The 21162-nt window shown below is 38.2% G+C and carries 23 protein-coding genes, 1 other RNA gene and 1 pseudogene; 24 read left to right on the forward strand and 1 reads right to left on the reverse strand.

The window, feature by feature from the left end; translation table 11 throughout:
- Positions 1-32: 32 nt before the first annotated feature.
- The 12 genes and pseudogenes from rnpB to HMPREF9200_RS01835 all read left to right on the forward strand — a co-directional run bounded on the left by rnpB (position 33) and on the right by HMPREF9200_RS01835 (position 9607).
- An RNA gene (gene rnpB / locus HMPREF9200_RS07980) (RNase P RNA component class A) lies at positions 33-386 on the forward strand.
- A gap of 43 nt (positions 387-429) precedes the next feature.
- On the forward strand, positions 430-747 hold the full coding sequence (locus HMPREF9200_RS01785) for a co-chaperone YbbN (protein ID WP_009353085.1): 318 nt from the start codon (positions 430-432) through the stop codon (positions 745-747).
- Positions 748-880: 133 nt separating this feature from the next.
- Positions 881-2023, forward strand: coding sequence for a hydrogenase small subunit (locus HMPREF9200_RS01790; RefSeq protein WP_009353079.1), 1143 nt, complete (start codon positions 881-883; stop codon positions 2021-2023).
- Positions 2023-3924, forward strand: a complete 1902-nt coding sequence (locus tag HMPREF9200_RS01795; RefSeq protein ID WP_009353105.1) for a nickel-dependent hydrogenase large subunit — start codon at positions 2023-2025, stop codon at positions 3922-3924. The genes HMPREF9200_RS01790 and HMPREF9200_RS01795 overlap by 1 nt, the downstream gene beginning before the upstream one ends.
- A gap of 13 nt (positions 3925-3937) precedes the next feature.
- Positions 3938-4653, forward strand: a pseudogene (cybH, locus tag HMPREF9200_RS01800) (Ni/Fe-hydrogenase, b-type cytochrome subunit).
- Positions 4634-5143, forward strand: coding sequence for a HyaD/HybD family hydrogenase maturation endopeptidase (locus tag HMPREF9200_RS01805; protein ID WP_009353087.1), 510 nt, complete (start codon positions 4634-4636; stop codon positions 5141-5143). Before cybH ends, HMPREF9200_RS01805 begins: the two are co-directional and overlap by 20 nt.
- A gap of 45 nt (positions 5144-5188) precedes the next feature.
- On the forward strand, positions 5189-5566 hold the full coding sequence (locus tag HMPREF9200_RS01810) for a hydrogenase expression/formation C-terminal domain-containing protein (RefSeq protein WP_009353057.1): 378 nt from the start codon (positions 5189-5191) through the stop codon (positions 5564-5566).
- A 467-nt stretch (positions 5567-6033) separates the two neighbouring features.
- On the forward strand, positions 6034-6876 hold the full coding sequence (locus tag HMPREF9200_RS01815) for a fumarate hydratase (RefSeq protein WP_009353063.1): 843 nt from the start codon (positions 6034-6036) through the stop codon (positions 6874-6876).
- Positions 6877-6890: 14 nt separating this feature from the next.
- Positions 6891-7451 (forward strand): Fe-S-containing hydro-lyase, encoded by a 561-nt coding sequence (locus HMPREF9200_RS01820; protein WP_009353067.1) that lies wholly within the window; start codon positions 6891-6893, stop codon positions 7449-7451.
- A gap of 160 nt (positions 7452-7611) precedes the next feature.
- Positions 7612-8076, forward strand: a complete 465-nt coding sequence (locus tag HMPREF9200_RS01825) for an NfeD family protein (RefSeq protein WP_009353108.1) — start codon at positions 7612-7614, stop codon at positions 8074-8076.
- An 8-nt stretch (positions 8077-8084) separates the two neighbouring features.
- A complete protein-coding gene (gene floA, locus HMPREF9200_RS01830; RefSeq protein ID WP_009353112.1) occupies positions 8085-9092 on the forward strand; it encodes a flotillin-like protein FloA in 1008 nt (335 codons plus the stop codon).
- A 20-nt stretch (positions 9093-9112) separates the two neighbouring features.
- Entirely contained in the window at positions 9113-9607 is a 495-nt protein-coding gene (locus HMPREF9200_RS01835; RefSeq protein ID WP_009353056.1) for a hypothetical protein, read from the forward strand.
- Positions 9608-9905: 298 nt separating this feature from the next.
- Here the strand turns inward: HMPREF9200_RS01835 and HMPREF9200_RS01840 are convergent, their stop codons facing one another.
- Positions 9906-11138: an FprA family A-type flavoprotein gene (locus HMPREF9200_RS01840; RefSeq protein WP_009353055.1), complete on the reverse strand. Its 1233-nt coding sequence runs from the start codon at positions 11136-11138 to the stop codon at positions 9906-9908.
- Positions 11139-11384: 246 nt separating this feature from the next.
- Here HMPREF9200_RS01840 and HMPREF9200_RS01845 point away from each other — a divergent pair, with 246 nt between their 5' ends.
- The 12 genes from HMPREF9200_RS01845 to HMPREF9200_RS01900 all read left to right on the forward strand — a co-directional run bounded on the left by HMPREF9200_RS01845 (position 11385) and on the right by HMPREF9200_RS01900 (position 21054).
- Complete coding sequence (locus HMPREF9200_RS01845; protein WP_009353058.1) at positions 11385-12053, forward strand: LysR family transcriptional regulator; 669 nt, start codon at positions 11385-11387, stop codon at positions 12051-12053.
- 231 nt (positions 12054-12284) lie between these two features.
- Positions 12285-12869: a xanthine phosphoribosyltransferase gene (locus HMPREF9200_RS01850; RefSeq protein WP_009353068.1), complete on the forward strand. Its 585-nt coding sequence runs from the start codon at positions 12285-12287 to the stop codon at positions 12867-12869.
- An 83-nt stretch (positions 12870-12952) separates the two neighbouring features.
- Entirely contained in the window at positions 12953-13480 is a 528-nt protein-coding gene (locus HMPREF9200_RS01855; RefSeq protein WP_009353096.1) for a hypothetical protein, read from the forward strand.
- Between the two features lie 68 nt (positions 13481-13548).
- On the forward strand, positions 13549-14013 hold the full coding sequence (locus tag HMPREF9200_RS01860) for a hypothetical protein (protein WP_009353098.1): 465 nt from the start codon (positions 13549-13551) through the stop codon (positions 14011-14013).
- A gap of 263 nt (positions 14014-14276) precedes the next feature.
- Entirely contained in the window at positions 14277-14636 is a 360-nt protein-coding gene (locus tag HMPREF9200_RS01865) for a helix-turn-helix domain-containing protein (RefSeq protein ID WP_009353094.1), read from the forward strand.
- A 274-nt stretch (positions 14637-14910) separates the two neighbouring features.
- The gene (locus tag HMPREF9200_RS01870) at positions 14911-15897 is read left to right on the forward strand and encodes a D-glycerate dehydrogenase (RefSeq protein ID WP_009353086.1); all 987 of its coding nucleotides are present in this window, start codon (positions 14911-14913) and stop codon (positions 15895-15897) included.
- A 136-nt stretch (positions 15898-16033) separates the two neighbouring features.
- Entirely contained in the window at positions 16034-17737 is a 1704-nt protein-coding gene (locus tag HMPREF9200_RS01875; protein WP_009353106.1) for a glutamine--tRNA ligase/YqeY domain fusion protein, read from the forward strand.
- A 9-nt stretch (positions 17738-17746) separates the two neighbouring features.
- The gene (locus HMPREF9200_RS01880) at positions 17747-18352 is read left to right on the forward strand and encodes a hypothetical protein (protein WP_009353066.1); all 606 of its coding nucleotides are present in this window, start codon (positions 17747-17749) and stop codon (positions 18350-18352) included.
- Between the two features lie 258 nt (positions 18353-18610).
- Positions 18611-19177 carry a DUF3793 family protein gene (locus HMPREF9200_RS01885; RefSeq protein ID WP_009353109.1) on the forward strand — a complete coding sequence of 189 codons (567 nt, stop codon included), beginning with the start codon at positions 18611-18613 and terminating at the stop codon, positions 19175-19177.
- Positions 19178-19188: 11 nt separating this feature from the next.
- On the forward strand, positions 19189-19605 hold the full coding sequence (locus tag HMPREF9200_RS01890; RefSeq protein WP_009353092.1) for a flavodoxin domain-containing protein: 417 nt from the start codon (positions 19189-19191) through the stop codon (positions 19603-19605).
- Between the two features lie 191 nt (positions 19606-19796).
- Entirely contained in the window at positions 19797-20591 is a 795-nt protein-coding gene (locus tag HMPREF9200_RS01895) for a DUF3100 domain-containing protein (protein ID WP_009353070.1), read from the forward strand.
- A 1-nt stretch (position 20592) separates the two neighbouring features.
- A complete protein-coding gene (locus HMPREF9200_RS01900; RefSeq protein WP_038144458.1) occupies positions 20593-21054 on the forward strand; it encodes a hypothetical protein in 462 nt (153 codons plus the stop codon).
- Positions 21055-21162 lie beyond the last annotated feature (108 nt).

Consider the following 21162-nt stretch of genomic DNA (forward strand, 5'->3'; position numbering starts at 1 on the left):
ACCCTCTCGGTGGTCTATGCTAGACTTAAACAGTAAGTATGAAAGGCGATTGCAAGTCTACTTGACTTGAGGAAAGTCCGAGCTCCATAGGGCAGGATGCCGGCTAACGGCCGGCGTGGGTGACCATAGGGAATAGTGCCACAGAAAAGTAAACCGCCACCTTCGGGTGGTAAGGGTGGAACGGTCGCGGTAAGAGCGCACCAGGTACATGGTAACATGTATGCTCGGTAAACCCCATCCGGAGCAAGGCCGAATAGGAAAGGGTTAAGGGTTGCCCGCCTACCTTTCGGGTTGTGCCGCTTGAGCGTATAGGCAACTATGCGCCTAGAAAGATAATCGCCACTGCGAAAGCAGGACAGAACTCGGCTTATTGATTGCTTGCTCAAAACCGCTCTTCGGAGCGGTTTTGTTATTGTAGGAGGTATTGTGATGAAACTAGAATCGATTAACAACTATGAAGATTTTAAAGCTGTTGTAAAAGGTGAGGATGAAATCGTCTTAGCTTGCTTTACAGCAGAATGGTGTTCTCCTTGTCAATCTATGAAAGAAGAACTGGATGTGTTACATGATGAATTGCAAGGTGTAGCACGTATGATTGCTATTGATATTGATGTAGCTAAAGAGATTGCTTTAAAAGAAGATGTGCAAGGTGTACCAACAATTATCTGCTATAAAAAAGGAAAAGAGAAAGATCGCGTAGGAGGCTATAAGAAGGCAGCTTCTGTACGTAAATTATTGAAACTATAAATAGAGGATATAAAAATATTTTTACAAATTAGTGATTAATGTTCTATAGAAGGAATATCTTTCATGATATACTATGGATAGTATATTAATTTGTAGAGATGCTATAAAGTTATTGCAAGAAAGGGGCTTTTTTGTGAAGGAATCATTGAATAGTCTTTGGAATTTATTCCAAGAACGTAAATTAAGCCGACGTACTTTTATGAAATCCTGTGTAGCTTTAACTGCTATTTTAGGGTTGCCGCCAGCATTGACAAATAAAGTCGTGGCAGCGGCAGAAACAAAAGAATTACCTACGGTGATTTGGTTGCATGGTCATGAATGTACAGGATGTGACGAATCTTTCATTCGATCTACATCGCCTTTCGCATCTGATGTGATTTTAAATATGATTGCCTTAGAGTATGATGATACCTTGGCTGCCGCAGCAGGGGAACCATTTGAACATCATTTACATCACTTGTTAGAAAGTAAAAAAGGTAAGTATGTATTGGCTGTTGAAGGTGGCGTTCCATTGGATGAAAATGGATCCTACTGCCAAGTTGGTGGACGTCCATTTGTAGATGTATTGAAAGAATGCGCTGAAGGGGCTGCTTTCATCATCGAATATGGATCTTGTGCAGCTTGGGGAGGTATTCAAGCGGCAAAACCGAACCCAACAAATACAGTATCTGTTTCTTCTATTGTAAAAGGTAAAAAAATCATTAAAGTACCTGGATGCCCTCCAATTCCAGAGGTCATGACTGGTGTGATCATGCATTATGCTTTATTTGGCGAAATTCCACCTCTTGATGTAGAAGGAAGACCAAAACAATTCTATGGCAATCGTATCCATGATACATGCTATCGTCGTCCTTTCTTTGATTCTGGATTGTTTGTGGAACATTTTGATGATGATGCATCGAAAGCTGGTTGGTGTCTATATAAAGTAGGTTGCCGTGGACCAGAAACATATAACTCTTGTGGTAATTTGCGTTGGTGGAATGGGTTGTCCTATCCAATTCAATCTGGACATGGTTGTATTGGTTGCTCTGAAAAGGGATTCTGGGACAATGATAACTTTTACCAACGATTGCCTCATATTCATACCCCAAACACCATCACCGATGTCGATACATTAGGAACAGTGGCAGGATTTGGTGCTTTTGGTGCTGTAGTGGCTCATGGTGGTATTACCTTGGCAAAACATAAATATGATTCTATTCAAGAAGAGAAGAAATATTTAGCAGAACAAGAAGCAAAACAAAAAGAAGTGGAACAGAAAGGTAGTGACCAATAATGAAACGAGTTGTAGTCGATCCAGTGACCCGTATTGAAGGTCACTTACGTGTAGAAGTTAGTGTTGATGAAGCAACAGGTCAAGTACAAGATGCCCTATCCAGTGGTACAGCTTGGCGTGGAATTGAATTAGTAGCTAAAAATCGTGACCCTCGAGATGTATGGGCTTTTGTGCAACGCATATGTGGAGTATGTACCTCTACGCATGCCTTAGCAGCTCTTCGTGCTGTAGAAGATGCATTGGGGATTCAAATTCCTAAAAATGCCAATTATATTCGTAATATGATGCATAGTTGTTTAGATGTACATGATCATATTGTGCATTTTTATCATTTACATGCTCTTGACTGGGTAAGTCCAGTAGAGGCATTGAAAGCAGATCCTAAGAAAACTGCAGAATTGCAACAACAAGTCTTAGACACATACAATGTGAGTGGATTACAACCAAAAGATTTGGAATCTGGCACATCTGCATACCCTAAGGAGTTCCCTAAAGGAAATGCTACGTATTATGCAGCGATCCAAACAAAAGTGAAAAAAATTGTAGAAAGTGGTCAATTAGGTATTTTCTCCGCCCAATGGTGGGATCACCCAGACTATCAATTATTGCCTCCAGAAGTGCATTTGATGGCCATTTCCCACTATTTGACAATCTTGGATCGTCAACGTGATATTGTGACACCACATGTTATTTTCGGTGGCAAAAACCCACATCCTCATTACATTGTAGGTGGTATGCCTTGCTCTATTTCCATGGATGATATGAATGCACCTGTCAATGCGGCTCGTTTGGCAAGTGTGGATGAATCTATTTCCTTGGCAAAAGATTTGGTGAATTATTTCTACTTGCCTGACTTATTAGCGATTGGTCATTTATATGTAAAAGCTGGTATGGTAGACGGCGGCGGATTGGCGAAAAAACGCGTGTTAGCTTATGGTGGCTATCCAGATGATACGTTCACTGGTATCAGCAACGGCGATTATTTCAAAAAAGCTCTGGTTCGTGCAAACGGTGTAGTAGAGAACTTTGAGCTTGGCTGGGAAAAAGCAACATTTACAGCACTAGAAGGGGAAGATTTGATGAATCCTGACTTCTTGTCAGAAGAAATCAATCATTCTTGGTTTGAATATCCAAATGGGGAAACGTCTTTGCATCCAACAGAAGGTGTGACAAAACCTGCTTTCACAGGTCCTAAAACGGGAACAAATAAAAAATGGGAATTCTTGGATGAAGAGAAAAAATATTCTTGGATTAAATCTCCTACATTCAAAGGAAAAGCCTGCGAAGTGGGCCCATTGGCAAAATATATCGTTGTCTATGTAAAAGTAAAACAAGGCATCATCAAAGACCCAACTTGGGCTGAGAAAATGATGGTGGACCAAATTGATGCCGTATCTAAAGTGCTAGGTGTACCAGCACATGTGTGGATGTGTTCCACAGTGGGCCGTACAGCAGCTCGTGGTTTAGATGCACAAGTGGCAGCTAACTTGAGCCAACATTTCTACAATCGCTTGATTGAAAATATCAAAACCGGTGATACTGTAGTGGCGGACACGCGTAAATTCGATCCTAATACTTGGCCAAAAGAGGCAAAAGGTGTAGGTGTATTAGATGCACCTCGTGGTGGCTTAGGTCATTGGTGTGTCATCAAAGATGGTCGTGTAGACAATTATCAATGTATCGTACCAACGACTTGGAATGCATGCCCTAAAACGATTGCTGGCGAACATGGTGCATATGAAGCAAATATGATGGATACAAAAGTTAAAATTGCAGATAAACCATTGGAAATTTTAAAAGGGATTCATTCCTTTGACCCTTGCTTAGCATGTGCGACGCACTTGTACAATAAAAAGGGTGAAAAAATAGTGTCTGTCAATACAGATGCCCTATGTAAATAGGAGGAGGCTATCTATGTTACCGTTAAATAAAAAGCCCTATCGCGTATTTAGTTTATGGCTTCGTATTTTCCATTGGACTATGGTGCTCTGTGTAACGGCTCTATTCTGGACTGGCTTGTATATCGGGAATCCAGGATTCCAAGCTACACCAGGTAGTGTGGAACCGACTATTGCTGTAGGCGGTTGGTTCTCTATGGAAATGATTCGTAAGATTCACTTCATTGCAGCCTTTATCTTAATTGCATCTTTTGTATTCCGTATTTACGGAGGCATTCGCTATCGAGGGGATCGCTTATTCCCAAGATTTCATAAAAAAGTTATTGGGTTGGTATTTGGGATACTATGAAGCATTACATGATGTTGCCACAACAACGGGAGCATCGTTTCTTGCGTAATTCTTTAGCGCGTACTAGTTATGTGGGCGTCTATGTAATGATGTTCTTAGAAATTTCTACAGGACTTGCTATGTATGCCCAAGTTTATCCTGATACATGGGTGGCACAAATTTTTAATCCAGTGAACTTATTATTTACGGAATATCAAGTGCATATGATTCATCATTATATTGCTTGGGGATTCTTGTTATTTACAATTATTCACGTATATTTGGCATTCCGTGAAGATGTTATGGAAGAATCTGGAGAAGTATCTAGTATGGTTTCAGGTATGAAATTTTATCCTACAGATCCAGAAGATATAGAGGACTTATATGGACCAAATAAAAAGTAATCCCATCGTATTATTAGGGGTAGGCAATATTTTGCTTACTGATGAGGGATTCGGTGTCCATGTGGTGAACCAATTACGGGAGGATTATGTATTTAATCCTCCTATTACCATTTTGGATGGTGGAACCATGGGCATGGAACTGCTTACCTATATGCGAGGTATGAAAAAGTTGCTATTAGTAGATGCTATCAATGGTGGTGATACACCAGGCACAGTATACGAGTTTCCTCATGAGGAAATGAATAGTTATTTTACAGAGGCTATTTCTGTGCATGAGGTAGGGATGCAAGATATTTTACGTATTCGAGCATTACAAGAAGATCCTTTAGAAGATGCCGTTGTGATCGGTGTAGAACCTGAAAGTTTAGAATTAGGCCTCACCTTGAGTGATTCCACACAAGCTGTGGTAGCAGAGGTTAAAGAACGGGTACTGGCGGTTTTATCTAATTGGCATATAATAGCTAGCCCCGTGAGCGAACAAGAAGAGTAGGCGGCTACACACTATGAAGCTGTAATGATTGAATAAGGAGTTTCTATGCAAAATGAATTTGGTCGTGTAAAAGCGGTATTTCAAGAATTAAAAAATGCTATGCAGCACTTGCGTAAAACAGGTGAAACCTATACGATTTATGTGGAAAACACGGGGCTTACCATGGAGGAACAAGTAGAAGTGTTGGAAACATTGGGGCGTGGCGATGTAACGATACACCTGAAAGATACAGATCAACCAGTAGAATGGTATGAGTCTACGATTCGTGGTGTATGGATTGGCACCTTCCGTAATGGTCGAGATGAAGCGATACTCTATACGATTGAAGTATGTCGTTACCCAGAGTTAGCAGGCGCTTATGATGAAGATATCATTGGAGGAGAAGCCGATTTACAAGAGTGGATAGAAGCAGCTGACCTATAGTGGGTATGATTGTCTATAATAAATGTTACATATATGGCTGGAAATAACCTATATTTGCTATATCAATAAATCATAGGTAGCACTATTTCCATAAGAAAATATATAAAATAGCATAAATAAAACTCTCTTATTATGATTTAATGAGAGAGTTTTTCACTTTATAGAGGTATATTTTGTGTGTAAACATAGTAGTTTTTAGTAGGAAATAATGTATTGAGAAGATTAAATATATGTGTATTTTAAATGGTTTATAAAGGGTGGATATTTGTCCATATAAGGAATGAACCATGGGATTTAAGAATACCTTAGAAATAGAGAACTATATGCATTTACCATTAAATGATAATAAATTCTATCATAATAAACAGTTATAGTACCTATTCTTAAAGAATTGAAAAAGATAAGGTAATGGTGATACAATAATACACAAGAGAAAGGTCTCTGTTTTAAGTTGAGGAGGGATTACTTTGCGTAACATTCACGTTGAGAAAGTAACAGAAAAGGTAGCAGAATTATGTATGAATGCAGCATATCATCTTCCAAAAGATATGTATAATGCATTGAAAAAAGGCTATGAGAGTGAGAAGTCTCCAGTAGGTAAAGGTGTATTGGATCAAATCATTAAAAATGCGGAAATCGCTGATGCTGAAGATCGTCCAATTTGCCAAGATACTGGTCTTACAATCGTATTCTTAGAAGTTGGTCAAGATGTACACTTCGAAGGTGGAGATCTTGAAGAAGCTATTCAAGCTGGTGTAGCAAAAGGTTATGTGGACGGATATCTTCGTAAATCCGTAGTAGCTGAACCTTTGTTCAACCGTGTAAACACTAAGAATAACACTCCAGCAGTTATTTACACTAAAATTGTTCCAGGCGACAAAGTTGACATTAATGTAGAGTTAAAAGGCTTTGGTTCTGAAAACAAATCTGGCGTAAAAATGTTGGTTCCTGCTGATGGCGTTGAAGGCGTTAAAAAAGCAGTTCTTGAAATCGTTAAAAAAGCTGGCCCTAACCCATGCCCTCCAATGGTACTAGGTATTGGTATCGGTGGTACTATGGACTACGCAGCATTCCTTTCCAAAAAAGCTCTTCTTCGCTCTGTAGAAGAACGTAATGCACATCCTGAATATGCAAAATTGGAAGAAGAAATCAATGCAATGGTTAACAAAACTGGTATCGGACCTCAATTAGGTGGTTCTACAACAGCAGTTTCCGTTAATATCGAGTGGGCAGCAACACATATCGCTGGTCTTCCTGTAGCAGTAACTATCTGCTGCCACGCTAGCCGTCATGCTCACGGTGAAGTTTAAGAGGGGGAATAACCATGGCAGAACAAATTCGTATTCAAACACCTTTAACAGAAGAACAATCCCGTAAATTAAAAGCTGGTGATATGGTTCTTATTTCTGGTAAAATCTACAGTGCTCGTGACGCTGCTCATAAAGTAATGACTGAAGCATTAGCACGTGGCGAAGAATTACCAATCGATTGGCATGACAAAATCGTTTACTATTTAGGACCAAGTCCAGCTAAACCAGGAGATCCAATCGGTTCCGCTGGTCCTACAACATCTGGTCGTATGGATGCTTACACACCAACAATGCTTGATCAAGGTATCAAAGGCATGATCGGTAAAGGTTCCCGTAAACCAGAAGTTATCGAATCTATGAAGAAAAACGGCGTAACTTACTTTGCAGCCGTTGGTGGTGCAGCAGCTTTAATTGCTAAATCCATTAAAAAATATGATGTTATCGCTTATGCTGACTTAGGTCCAGAAGCTTTGGCAGAATTAACAGTAGAAGATTTCCCTGCAATCGTTGTTATCGATAGTGAAGGAAACGATTTCTACGAAATCGGTCAAGCTCCATACCGCGAAGACGTTTAATCACTAAACAATTAAGAGGCTTTCTTTAGAAGGCCTCTTATTTTATTATATATAGGTTAAAGAGGAGAATAGAGATAACAAAATCTAGCTTTTTCATCTTTAATATAAAGAGATTGTGATATAATACAGATAAAGAGATAGTAAAGAGAAAGGAGACGCTATGATAGGACTTATAGTAAGTGGTATTATTTTGCTCCTCATCGAAATGATGATACCAGGATTTGGCATCTTTGGTCTAACAGGCTTGTTGCTATTCCTATGGGGTATCTATGATTGGATGGGAGGAGGACCTATGGCAATAGTTACTGTCACCTCGCTTTCAGTAGTGGGCGTACTATTGTTGTGGTGGATTATCTCTGTATTTCCTAAGACAGTTTTAGGAGAACGATTGACATTGCACCTAACATCTACAAAGGAAAAAGGATATGCTACACATCCAGATCCAAATTGTTGGTTAGGCAAGATTGGATATACAAAAACGGTGTTGCGACCAGCAGGGACCATTGTGGTGGAAGGAAATTTTCTCGATGCAGTTACTGATGGTGAATTTTATGAACCAGGCACAGAAGTGGAAATTATTTCTGTTACTGGTGGTCGTATCGTGGTGAGAACTACAAATAGATAGGAGGACATATGGAAACAATTATTGGAACGGTGGGATTTATCATTTTTCCGATTATTCTAATTATCGGCATTTCTTTATTTTTACATTTCGTCCCATTAGGGCTATGGGTATCTGCCTTAGCAGCAGGCGTGAACGTCAGCATTATGACTTTGATTGGTATGCGTCTTCGTCGAGTATCTCCATCGCAAATCGTACTTCCTTTGGTGAAAGCCAATAAAGCTGGCTTAGATGTGACGGTAGATCAATTAGAGGCCCATTATTTAGCGGGTGGTGATGTAGACCGTGTGGTTGATGCATTGATTGCAGCAGAACGTGCTACTATGGAGTTAACATTTGAACGATCTGCAGCCATTGATTTAGCAGGTCGTGATGTATTAGAAGCGGTACAAATGTCGGTCAATCCAAAGGTGATTGAAACACCGATTATTTCTGCAGTAGCTAAAAATGGTATTGAACTAAAAGTTCGTGCTCGTGTGACAGTGCGTGCTAATATTGATCGTTTAGTTGGTGGCGCTGGAGAAGCAACGATTATTGCCCGTGTTGGGGAAGGTATTGTTACTACCGTAGGTTCTTCTGAAGAGCATACAGACGTGTTGGAAAATCCAGACCATATTTCTCGTACTGTATTGAATAAAGGCTTAGATGCAGGGACAGCTTTTGAAATCTTATCCATCGATATTGCCGACGTGGATGTAGGACGTAATATTGGCGCCCAGTTGATGACAGATCAAGCGGAAGCGGATAAAAAAATCGCCCAAGCGCAAGCAGAAAAACGTCGTGCTATGGCGGTGGCGCAAGAACAAGAAATGCGTGCCCATACCCAAGAAATGCAAGCAAAGGTAGTAGAAGCTCAAGCGGAAGTACCAAAAGCGCTATCCCAAGCGTTACGTGAGGGTAATTTGGGTGTTATGGATTACTATTCGATGAATAATATTATGGCGGACACTAAAATGCGTGAAAGTATTTCTGAAGGTGATTATGCATCTACCATCGATGGTAAAGGTACACATGAATAAGGTAGAGGAGGTATCCGATTATGGAAATAGGGATACTCATTCTGATTATTTTAGGATCCTTTATATTTAAAAAAGGAACACCTAACGAGGAATCTTCACAAAAACCAGTTCCGACTAAGGATATGACTTGGGAGGAAATGGAAGAGTATTATGGTATTACACTTTCACGGGACCCGAAGGAATCTGTGAATATGGATCCTGATGTAATGGTGGGAAACACCTCCGAAGGGACTGTGAATACAAGTAATCCAGTGAATGTAGATAGATATGAAAAGCCAGAAGACTCACCGAGATATGACGCAGAGGAAATGCGAGCTACAGTCCATGAACGAATAGAGGCTAAACGAAGGAAATCTGCAAACATATCTGTTAAAGAGGTGAGAAAAGACAGACCTATTTATTCTGGTACGTCTAAGAATGAAGGCTTACGATTAGCAGCTAGGTATGGAATGGTGTGGTCTATGATTTTAGAAACACCAAAAGGGGCGCGTATGTTAGGCCGTTATCGTCGATAGTATGTTAGTAGAATCGATAGGTAATACCCAGATATAATGATGTGATTGTACTTATACATCCTCTGTATAGATTTATTTGCTATTAGATATAGTAATACATATAGTACCTATAAAAATGAGCTATCAAGTTGGGAATGTCCTTTCATGATAGCTCATTTTGTATATGTTACAAGGAATTTACAGTTACACTCTATACTAAATATTGGGTTATACTAAAGCTAGATTCATCAATAGTATCATTAATTGTTTAGATGTATAGATTAAAAGCGACTCTACTGTGTAGAGTCGCTTGTATTGATTATAAAGTTTTGATATCTGTTTCTGCTAAGGAAGCAACGATGGAATCTGCTAATTCTTCAAACAATGGTAATTGTTCATCGTGTAATGCGCCTTTAATATCTAGTGGAGTACCAACGATTTCCATGTTTTTAAATTCATTTGTAAAGTAATCAACCATGCGTTTCATCGCGCCGGATGCCCAGGAATGGTTACCTACGATAGAAACTTTATGGTTATGGAAGTTTAATGCATGTAATTCATGTAATAAGTTTTCCATAGTCAAGTATAAGCCTAAGTTGTAAGTTGGTGCCATACATACTAAATGGCTATATTTCCATGCATCAGAAATGATGTAAGATGGATTAGTTTTAGATACATCATAAATACGGATATCTGTTACACCGCGTAAAGATAGCAACTTCGCTAATTGCTGAGCCATTTCAGCAGTGTTGCCATACATGGAACCGAAAGCAATGACAACGCCTTTTTTCTCTGCATTGTAAGTGCTCCAATGCATGTATTTACTGATGATGTAAGAAATGCTATCAGGAGTTCTCCAAATTGGTCCATGAAGAGGTGCAATGATATTTACATTCAAAGAAGATGCTTTTTTCAATGCATTTTGTACTTGTGCACCATATTTACCTACGATATTTGTGTAATAACGACGAGCTTCATCTTCGTATACACGATCAAAATCTAATTGATCAGCGAAGATATTGCCGTTGATGGTGCCAAATGTACCAAACGCATCAGCAGAGAATAAAGTGCCTGTTGTTGATTCGTAAGTACAGGTTACTTCTGGCCAGTGAACCATTGGCATAGTGTAGCTGTGAAGCTTATGATGACCAAGATCGATGGTGTCGCCTTCTTTTACTTCGTAGTAGTTGTCAGGAGCTGGACGACCATAGAACTGCTCAAAGAATCGGAATGTAGTTTTATTGCCGACCATTTTCACATTTGGGTAACGGTCTAACAATTCTACTAATGTAGCACAATGATCAGGTTCCATGTGATTTACGATTAAATAATCTAACTCACGACCGTTTAATAAATGTTCTACATTGTCAAAGAATTCTTGACGAATACTATCATCTACAGAGTCAACAATACAAGTTTTTTCGTCGTCAATAAAATAGGAATTGTAGCTTACCCCATTTGGAATTGGAAACAAGTTTTCAAAACGTTCTGTACTCCAATCGTTGCTACCAATCCAATAAATATGATCAGTCAATTTTTGTGCGCAATGCATAGTTAAATTCCTTTCATACATACGGGGGGATTGTTATGCCCCAGATTTTCTTATCAAATATATATTACTAGTTTATAAGCTAGAACGCAACTGTTTTATATAGTTTTATTACAAATAGATAGATAAAATTCTATTTGTATTTTTGCAGTTTGACAATAGTAATGAATATAGGTAAACTTATAAGTATATATAATAGTAAAGTAATAGTGGAAGTGAATTACTTTCATAGAAAATTTGAGGTTATTTATGTCTGTGTCTGCAGAATTACTGCGTGCCTTTGTGGGAGTAGGATTGCACTTATCTTTTTCCAAGGCGGCGAAAGCGAATGGTGTCTCACAATCGGCCATTAGCCAGAGTATTAAGCAATTAGAAAAAGATTTAGGAATTCCTCTATTTGAAAGGACAACAAAATCAGTAGCTTTTACAAAAGCAGGTCGTGAACTCTTTGAAACAGCTGTAGAAGCATTTTCCATTTTAGACAATGGGATTGTAAAACTACAAGAACGTGTATCTAGGGATTATAAGAGTTTACACTTAGCAGCTACAGATACATTGAGTAAGTATTTTTTGTTACCTACTTTCAAAAGTTGGCAAGAAAAACAGCTAGATATTAGTTTACGTGTTACGAATCGACCATCCCGTGAATGCGTAGGAATGCTTGAATCGGGAGAGGCTCAAATCGCTGTGGTTCATGCCTATGATGGACTCTATGATAATAATCATTTAGAAATCCTAGATTTAGAGCCTATGCAAGATATATTTGTAGGAGGCACTATATACAAAGATGAGTCGAAGGTTTGGTCCATTGATGAAATTATGGCAGAGCCATTATTATTGCTTACGATGGGGGCGAGCAGTCGAACTTTTTTGATACGGTTACCTATAATAGATGCACGAGCCCAGCTTTTGAGCTAGGTAGCTTGGATGTACTTATGGATTTGGTTGAAATTAACTTAGGGATTTCTTTAGTGCCAGAATTAGTGGCTAGAGAAAAAATAAAAAAGGCTCTTTAATCGAATTAAAGACGAACTTACATATTCCAGAGCGTCGTATTGTATTAGTACGCTCAAGAATGGATGCATTAACAGAAGGTGTTTCACAATTTATTAATATATTGAAAGACAGAAAACAATAAGGAGGATCATCGTGGAATTATTAAAACAGCGTATTGATGCAGAAGGTATTGTATTAAACAATCGAGTGTTAAAAGTAGATGGATTTTTAAATCATCAAATTGATCCTAAATTGTTTGTTCAAATCGGTAAAGAAATTGCGAAACAATTTGAAGGACGAGGCATTGAACGTATTGTTACGATTGAAGCATCTGGTATTGCAATCGCATTACAAGTTGCCATTGAATTAGATGTTCCTTTAGTATTTGCGCGCAAGAAAAAATCTATTTTGATGACAGATGATGTATATCACTCTGTGGTATATTCTTATACAAAAGAAGAGAACTATGATGTAACAATCTCCAAAAAATTCTTACCTGCAGGAGAGAAAGTATTAATTATTGACGATTTTTTAGCTAGCGGTGAAGCAGCTATGGGATTAGCTAAGCTTGTAGAAAGCGCAGGAGATACGGTAGAAGGAATTGCTATTGTCATTGAAAAATCATTCCAACCAGGTCGTGAGCGTTTAGAAAAAGCAGGGTATGAAGTACATTCTTTAGTGCGAATTGCACGCTTTGAAAATGATCGTTGTATTTATAAAGAAGATGAATCTTGTTAATCCATTGAAATCATAACTCATTGTGTGTTATCATTATGGTAATGAGTTTTAATTTTAAACGTATTTGAAATGGAGTTAAGACAGTGAACAAAAAAGCAGAATTATTTCAACAGTTTATTGAACAAAATGAATTAACAAATCTTTTTACTCTTCGTGAGATTGAAAATGACCAATATAATACAGCGATATTCGATGCGAGTATTGAGTATAATGATATTGTGTTCCCATTGTTTGTAGTATTGGATGATACGCCATTTGGTTTTGTGCGTTTAGAAATTGCAGGTGGTCGTTTCACTCCAGAACAGCGAAAAGCTACAGTGGAAGTGCTAAATCAATTGAATAGTGAATTTAAATGTTTCAAACACTATCTAATGGAAGAAGATGGCTACGAAGCAATTCTTTTAGATGTAAGCTTAATGAGTGGAGATAATTTTGAGCCAGAGTTAGTAGCATATACTATTTTTGAGGTCTTGTATCCACATACACAAAAAGACTTAACTCGTATTATTGCAGCAGTAGAAAGTGTTAAAGTAGAAAATACTGCAGTAGAAGAAACGGCTACTAAAAAAGAAAGTAAACCGCGGAAAACTACAAAATCTAAAAAGGATTAAGACTGATAGAATAAAATTATATGGGCATTGTGACAAGCAATGCCCTTTTTTTTAACGAGGTGATACCTATGAATGAAAAGGCGAGATTATTTGAAAAATTTCTCATTGATGAACAATTGACATGCTTTGAAAAGCGTGAAGTTGGCGATGAAGATCATACGGTTGTATTTAGATCCTATGTACAAACAGAATTAGGAGATATTCCAGTATTTTTATTGTTGGATGATACAATTTATGCTACAATTCGATTATTGATGGGGGCAGGTGTTGTTACTAAGGAAAATCGTCAAGATATTCTGACTTTTATCAATCGTGAGAACAGTACATATAAAAGCTTCAAATATTATATTGAAGAAGATGATGATAGTGTATATTTAGATTGTATTAATCAAAGCGCAAATTCTAATTTTGATCCACGATTGTTATATGTATTGATGACACAGATTGTTGAATACATTCCTGGAAAAATTCAAACTATAGGTGAGGTATTCCGAGTTGAACAATTACCGCCACCAGAACATGCACATGAATAATATAAATAATTTATGAGTGAAAACGATTAAAATAGAATGAAATCTATCAATTTTGATTAAAATATAATCAAAAATACGCATGCGCAGTTGGGATAAACAATTCAATTCGTGTAATACAATTCAAAAATGCTGAAAAATATAGAGAGATACACAATTCGTGAGATGTGGGATAGTGGTTTTCTATAGCATATCTATTGTATCTCATGCTATAATAGAGATAGGTTATTTATACTATAGATTCACGTAGTATAAGGGGTGATACAATGGCATTAGGTGAAAATTTAAGACATGCCCGTAAACGGATTGGGCGGAGTCAATTAGATGTGGCTCGGGATATTGGTATTAGTAATGCTGCCCTGTCAAATTACGAAACAGGATATCGAGAGCCTGATTTGGAAACCTTAAAGCGATTGGCTAATTATTATGATGTAACAATTGATGAATTAGCAGGCAATGCAAGCATGGCTAGAGAAATTCTTTACGATTTGAGTAGCATTGTAAAAAATGGGCGCATCGCACATAATGGTGTAGAATATGTATTAAGTGATTCACAACGATTAAAATTGAGACGCCAAATTGCACATGCATTTGAAATGTTCAATGAAGGAAAATCCAATTGGTAGGATAAACATGTTATTCTAGGAACGTTTGTGGAATAGCATATCATCGTATAGAAAGCGTAGAAGCTCTCGGGTACGTTTGAGAGTGCAAGTTACCGTATCTACAAATAAAAAGCACAGTTCTATGAAAATAGGACTGTCTTTTTATTGTCCAAAGGAGATATGATATAATTTACAAAAGAGGTATTTATAACGATGACTAGCAATAGTCAAGAGTGGATAATATAACATAATACTTATAGGGTAGATACATAGGATACATGAAAGTGAGGTAAAAATGAATAAACCAATAGTAGTAGTACCGGGTCTAGTGCGTAAAGATGTAGTCGCTTATTTAAGTGAACATGTGACAGTGCGTCAGTGGACAGAAAAAGAAAAAATGCCAAAAGAGCTGCTAAAAGAATGGCTTCGTGATGCAGATGGATTATGGAGTATTAATCATTTTGCTGTGGATGAAGAACTAGTTAAAGATGCGCCAAATTTAAAGGTAATTGCACAGGCTTCTGTGGGCTATGATAATATCGATATCGATGCGTTAACAGCACGTCATATACCTTATGGCAATACACCTGATGTATTAACAGAAACCACAGCTGAGTTAGCATTTACATTGATGGCAGCTGCCAGTCGTAGAATTTATGAAAATGCTCAGTTCGTTAAGGAGGGTAAATGGGTTGAACGCCCTTCAAATATTAAAGGTAAAGATTTAAGCCGTATGACATTAGGCATTATAGGTATGGGTAAAATTGGTGTGTCCGTATCTCGTAGAGCTCGTGCTTTTGGGATGACTGTACAGTATCATAACCGTAATCGTCGCAATGACGATAGTTTACTTATGACAACCTATGTATCACTGGGCAAGTTGCTCACTACTAGTGATATTATTTTAGTAATGGCTCCATTGACAGAGGAAACATATCATTTAATTGATGCAGAAGCTTTTGAAATGATGAAGGAGACGGCTTTATTTGTCAATGTGGGACGTGGAAAAATTGTGGATACAGATGCATTAGTGCACGCGTTAGAAACGGGTCAAATCGATTACGCGGCTTTAGATGTGGTAGATCCAGAACCAATTGGGGCAGACCATCCATTACTTAAAACTGGTAAATGCTTAGTGGTACCTCATATTGGGTCTTTCACTGATCGCACTCGTAAAGAGATGGCTATGCTGACAGCTAATAATCTGATTGCTGGTGTACATGGTAAACCATTGTTGACCTGTGTCAATGAAAGCGTTAATTACCAATCCATCGAGAAATAAATGGTAGAGAACTGATATGAAAATTGCTGGTTTCATTCATAAGAAAACGGTGAAACATAGCTGTTCCTGTGGTATAATAAAGAGAATGTGCAGAACGTGCACTTGTGTATAATCAATCTAAGAGAGGAAGAATCACATGGAATCGAAAGAGACGATGATGAGTACAGAAGAAACAACGCCTCAAACTGTTAATTTTATTGAAGCGATTATTAATACAGACAATGAAGAAAATACCTATGGAAAACGTGTTCATACGCGATTCCCGCCTGAGCCAAATGGGTATTTGCATATTGGACATGCAAAATCTATTTGTCTTAACTTTGGTCTTGGCAAATCGTATCATGGCTTAACAAACTTGCGTTTTGATGATACAAATCCTGTGAAAGAAGATGTGGAATATGTAGAATCCATTGAAGAAGATGTAAAATGGTTAGGCTTTGAATGGCATGGGGATGTACATTATGCATCTGACTATTTTGGTAAATTATATGAATATGCCCAAGTATTGATCAAAAAAGGTAAAGCCTATGTAGATGATCAAACACCAGAAGAAATCCGTGCTACTCGTGGTGATTTTACAACTCCTGGCACGAATAGTCCTTATCGTGACCGTAGCGTAGAAGAAAACTTACGTCTTTTTGAAGAAATGAAAGCGGGCAAATATAAAGATGGAGAAAAAGTACTACGTGCCAAAATTGATATGGCAGACCCTAATATCGTAATGCGAGATCCTGTATTGTATCGTATTTTACATGCTGACCATCATCGTACAGGTTCTGAATGGAATATTTACCCTATGTATGACTATGCCCATCCAGTATCTGATGCGATTGAACGTATTACCCATTCTGTATGTACCTTAGAATTTGAAGTGCATCGACCACTTTATAATTGGGTGTTGGAAGATTGGGAAGATACAGAAAAACCAAAACAGATTGAATTTGCTCGCTTAAATGTGACGAATATGGTCATGAGTAAACGTAAATTGCGTCAATTAGTTGAGTTGAATCTTGTAAGTGGTTGGGATGATCCTCGTATGCCAACGATTTCTGGTTTACGTCGTCGTGGTTATACCCCAGAGTCCATTCGGGATTTCTGTGAACGTATTGGTGTAGCCAAAGCAGATAGCATGGTAGAAGTAGGTCTATTAGAGTTCTGTATCCGTGAAGATTTGAAATTAAAAGCGCCACGGTATATGGCAGTACTAGACCCAGTAAAAGTTGTCATCACAAATTATCCAGAAGGGCAAACGGAGACATTAGTGATCGAGAACAATACAGAAAATGAAGCAATGGGCACACGTGAAGTGACATTTGGTCGAGAAGTGTACATTGAGCGTGGTGATTTTATGGAAGAGCCAGTGAAAAAATTCTTCCGTTTAGCACCTGGCAAAGAAGTACGCTTAAAAGGTGCCTACATCATTGAATGTCAATCTGTATTAAAGGATGACAATGGCAATATCACTGAAATCCATTGTACCTATGATCCAACTACAAAATCTGGAACAGGCTGTCAAAAGAAAGTAAAAGGTATCTTACATTGGGTAGAAGCCTCTACAGCGGTAGATATGGAAGTGCGCTTATACGATTATTTATTATCTGCAGAAGATGACGAATCGGCAGATAAGGATTTCTTACAACAGTTGAATCCAAACTCCTTAGAAGTAAAATCTGCTAAAGGTGAAGCAGCATTCCGTAATACACAAGTAGGTGATCATTATCATTTCTTGCGTACCGGTTATTTTGTAACGGATAAAGATAGCACGCCAGACCATATTGTGATGAATCGAACTGTAGGTATGCGTGATACCTGGGCGAAAATGCAAAAGAAACAAGGTTAGGCGGATATAATGAATAGAAAAATAACATATTTTGTATGGCTATGTACGCTTGTATGTATGCTAGTTGGCAGCAAGATTGGTGTGGAAGCATCCAATAGGGTATCAGATAGATGGCCGGCTACTATGCTTGTGCAAGCAGGGAGTAGTGCTAGTATTATTTCTAGTGGTATGCCACAGTCATTGGAAGAGGGACTACGACAAATTGGTATTGATACAAGTGAGTCCTACATGCTGATGGATAAACAAAATAACAATTATTACTATGCCCGTTATGGTGAAGGCACCTTGCTATATGGATTTGGTCCTAAGCAAGGTGGTTGGAATTCTACATCAGCCCCTGTAGGATTTAAATATACAGTCGCTATGATTCAGGACTATGATTCATATGTAAAAGAGCACCCTGAATCATTCCAAGTGATTGTCCCATTTCGAGAAGTAAGAAAACATGTATATGCAGGTGAAATCATTGTAAATACATGGTTTAAGCAAGTGGAATATCCTATGTATCTGCAAATTACATTCTTGTCAGATAGTACAGGAGCCCCACGAGTAAAATATGTCATGACAAATGTGCAAGATACAGCACTGAGAAAACAATTACAGTATTTATTATAAAGAAAAGTTGCAAACTTTGAAGAATAGTATTGACTATGAGTAGTATGAAATACCTATCTTTCAAAGAGTGCAACTTTTTTGTTTTAAATGAAAAAACTTCTCATGCTTATTGACATATGGTAGGATTATTTGTATTATAATAATAGAAATAATTTTCATTATTTTGATTCATCTTTCGAGATGATATATATCCGGATTATCTATTTGCTGTGAGAGCAAGTGTTCTCCCCAAAATAAGTAAAAAGGCAGGTACAACAAATGGAATCCATCGAGCAGATTATCGGTTACCATTGTGCGCCCGCGATTCGAGGTATTAAAGTGGCAAATCTTGTTGCTTTACCTCAGCATTTAGGGGCTAAGATGGTAGAAAAAACACATGAGTATAATGATAAATTTAATCAAAAAGGTCTATTCTTTTATGAATTGTGCCATTGTGATAAACGAAAATTATTACTCGTATTTCGTGAACGTATGCTTGAGGACTATTTGCGACAACCTGAGGTGCTAGCATTTTTACAAAACTATGGATATGAATCCTATGAAACTTTGGCAGATTGGTTATTATATTTGCGTGATCGTATTGAAATGAGCGACGTATTTCCTCATGAAATCGGTGTGTTTTTAGGATATCCATTAGAAGATGTAAAAGCGTTTATCCAATTCCGCGGAGCAGGCTATAAAGTCTGTGGCGACTGGAAGGTATATGGAAATCAGGCGTCAGCTATGCACGCATTTCATTGTTTTCGAATGTGTCGTGACTATTGTCATGCACAGTTGAATAAAGGAAAATCTTTAGAGTCTTTGGTTGCCGTAACGGCATGCTAGGAGGTAACATTATGATCGCTGTAATTTATTGGTCTGGAACAGGTAACACAGCTGCAATGGCAGAAGCTGTAGGTAAAGGCATTGCTGATGCTGGTCAAGAAGTGGTAGTAAAATCCGTTTCTGAAATCACTGCTGATGAAGCTGCTAATTATGAAAAATTAGCATTAGGTTGCGCTGACATGGGTGCTGAAGAATTGGAAGACGGTGAATTTGCACCATTCTATGAAGCATTAGAACCTAAATTGGCAGGTAAAAAAGTAGTATTGTTTGGCTCCTATGGTTGGGGTGGCTCTTGGTTAGATGACTGGGCTGGTCGCGTAGAAGGCGCGAATGGCGTCGTAGTTGACAAATTACCAGTTATGGGCGAACCTGATGATTCTGGTAAAGAACAATGTGAAGCATTAGGAAAAGCATTAGTAAACGCATAAGCCAACTATACGGCATATGATAACTCAATATACTAGCTCTTAATCATAAGAGGTGGATAGCTCAGCTATTCACCTCTTATTTTATTTTTGCAACCCTATTGCTAATTCGGAATCACTCATACATTGACCGTGCACGTTAAACTTTACTATAATAAAGAAATAGTTATAGTTATTAGTATAGGAGGTATTGTATGCAAGTATTACAAAACTGGAAATTACATGCATTGGCTCTTGTGATTACCATCATTGCAGAAATGATCGGAATCCAACGATTTGGAGCTGTGGTATTCTTACCGCTTCTCTACGCGTTGATTATGGGTTTGTTTGTATCCATTCCATCATTCAAAATTTTAACAGTAGAAACCATGGAAAAATCAGCGGATTATCTTGGGATTGCAGTGATGCTCTTAATGGTTAAAGTAGGCTTAGGGATTGGCCCTAATTTAGAAATTCTTTCTACTGCTGGGTTGGCTCTTATGTTACAAGAGTTAGGCCATTTCTTTGGTACTATTTTATTCGGCTTGCCAGTGGCATTATTAGTAGGAATGCGCCGTGAAGCGGTGGGTGCTTGTTACTCTGTAGACCGGGAACCTAATGTAGCGATTATCATTGATAAATTTGGCTTTAGCTCTCCTGAAGGCCGTGGCGTTATGGGCATGTATATTTGTGGCGTATTGATTGGTGCTATGTGGGCGTCTGTACTAGCAGGATTTTTTGCTCAAATGGGTTGGTTTCATCCACTGGCCTTGGCTATGGGTGCGGGTGTAGGTAGTGCTAGTATGATGGCTGCTTCTACTGCCCCTATCATTGCAGTATATCCAGAATATGAAGCTCAAATTGCAGCTTTAGCAGGGGCAGCGAATTTGCTGACTACTGTACTAGGCGTTTACTTTGGTATTTTCGTATCTTTGCCTGTGATGGAAAAAACATATAATTTCTTTACAGGTCGTACACGTGAACAAGACTTGGCAGAGGAGGGACAATAAGATGACTATGAGTGAAAAAATTACACAATTTGTCATTGTTATATGCATTGCAGCTATTATGACTGCTCTGGGTAATATCATTGATGGCAAGCATCTATTGGGCCCAAGCCTTGTAGGGGTCTTTGTGATTGCTGGGTTAGCAATTATTGGTGCGATTATTTCCTATTTGCCATTAGCTAATCGATTCCCTATGGTCTTCTGGGTATCTTTAGTAGGGGTCATTGCATCTTTGCCAATCATGCCAGGGCAAGCATGGATTATTGCACAAACAAAAGAAGTAACATTCTTGGCTACAACCACACCAGTATTAGCCTATGCAGGTCTCTCCTTGGGAAAAGACTTAGGAGCATTCCGTCGTCTATCTTGGAGAATTATTCCAGTAGCCTTAGCGGTAACGGCAGGTACCTTTATTTGTGCTGCTGCAGTAGCTCATTTTGTATTACATATGCAAGGTGTGATTTAAATTTGAATATAACCATATAGGTTATAGTTGAACCTAATGAAAGAGAGTTGATGATTTCCTATCAACTCTCTTTTTGATTTCGTGGTACAATAGAGTTCAAGAGTTATA

The organism is Veillonella sp. oral taxon 780 str. F0422 (genome assembly GCF_000221605.1).
In the GTDB taxonomy this organism is placed as follows: Bacteria; Bacillota; Negativicutes; order Veillonellales; family Veillonellaceae; genus F0422.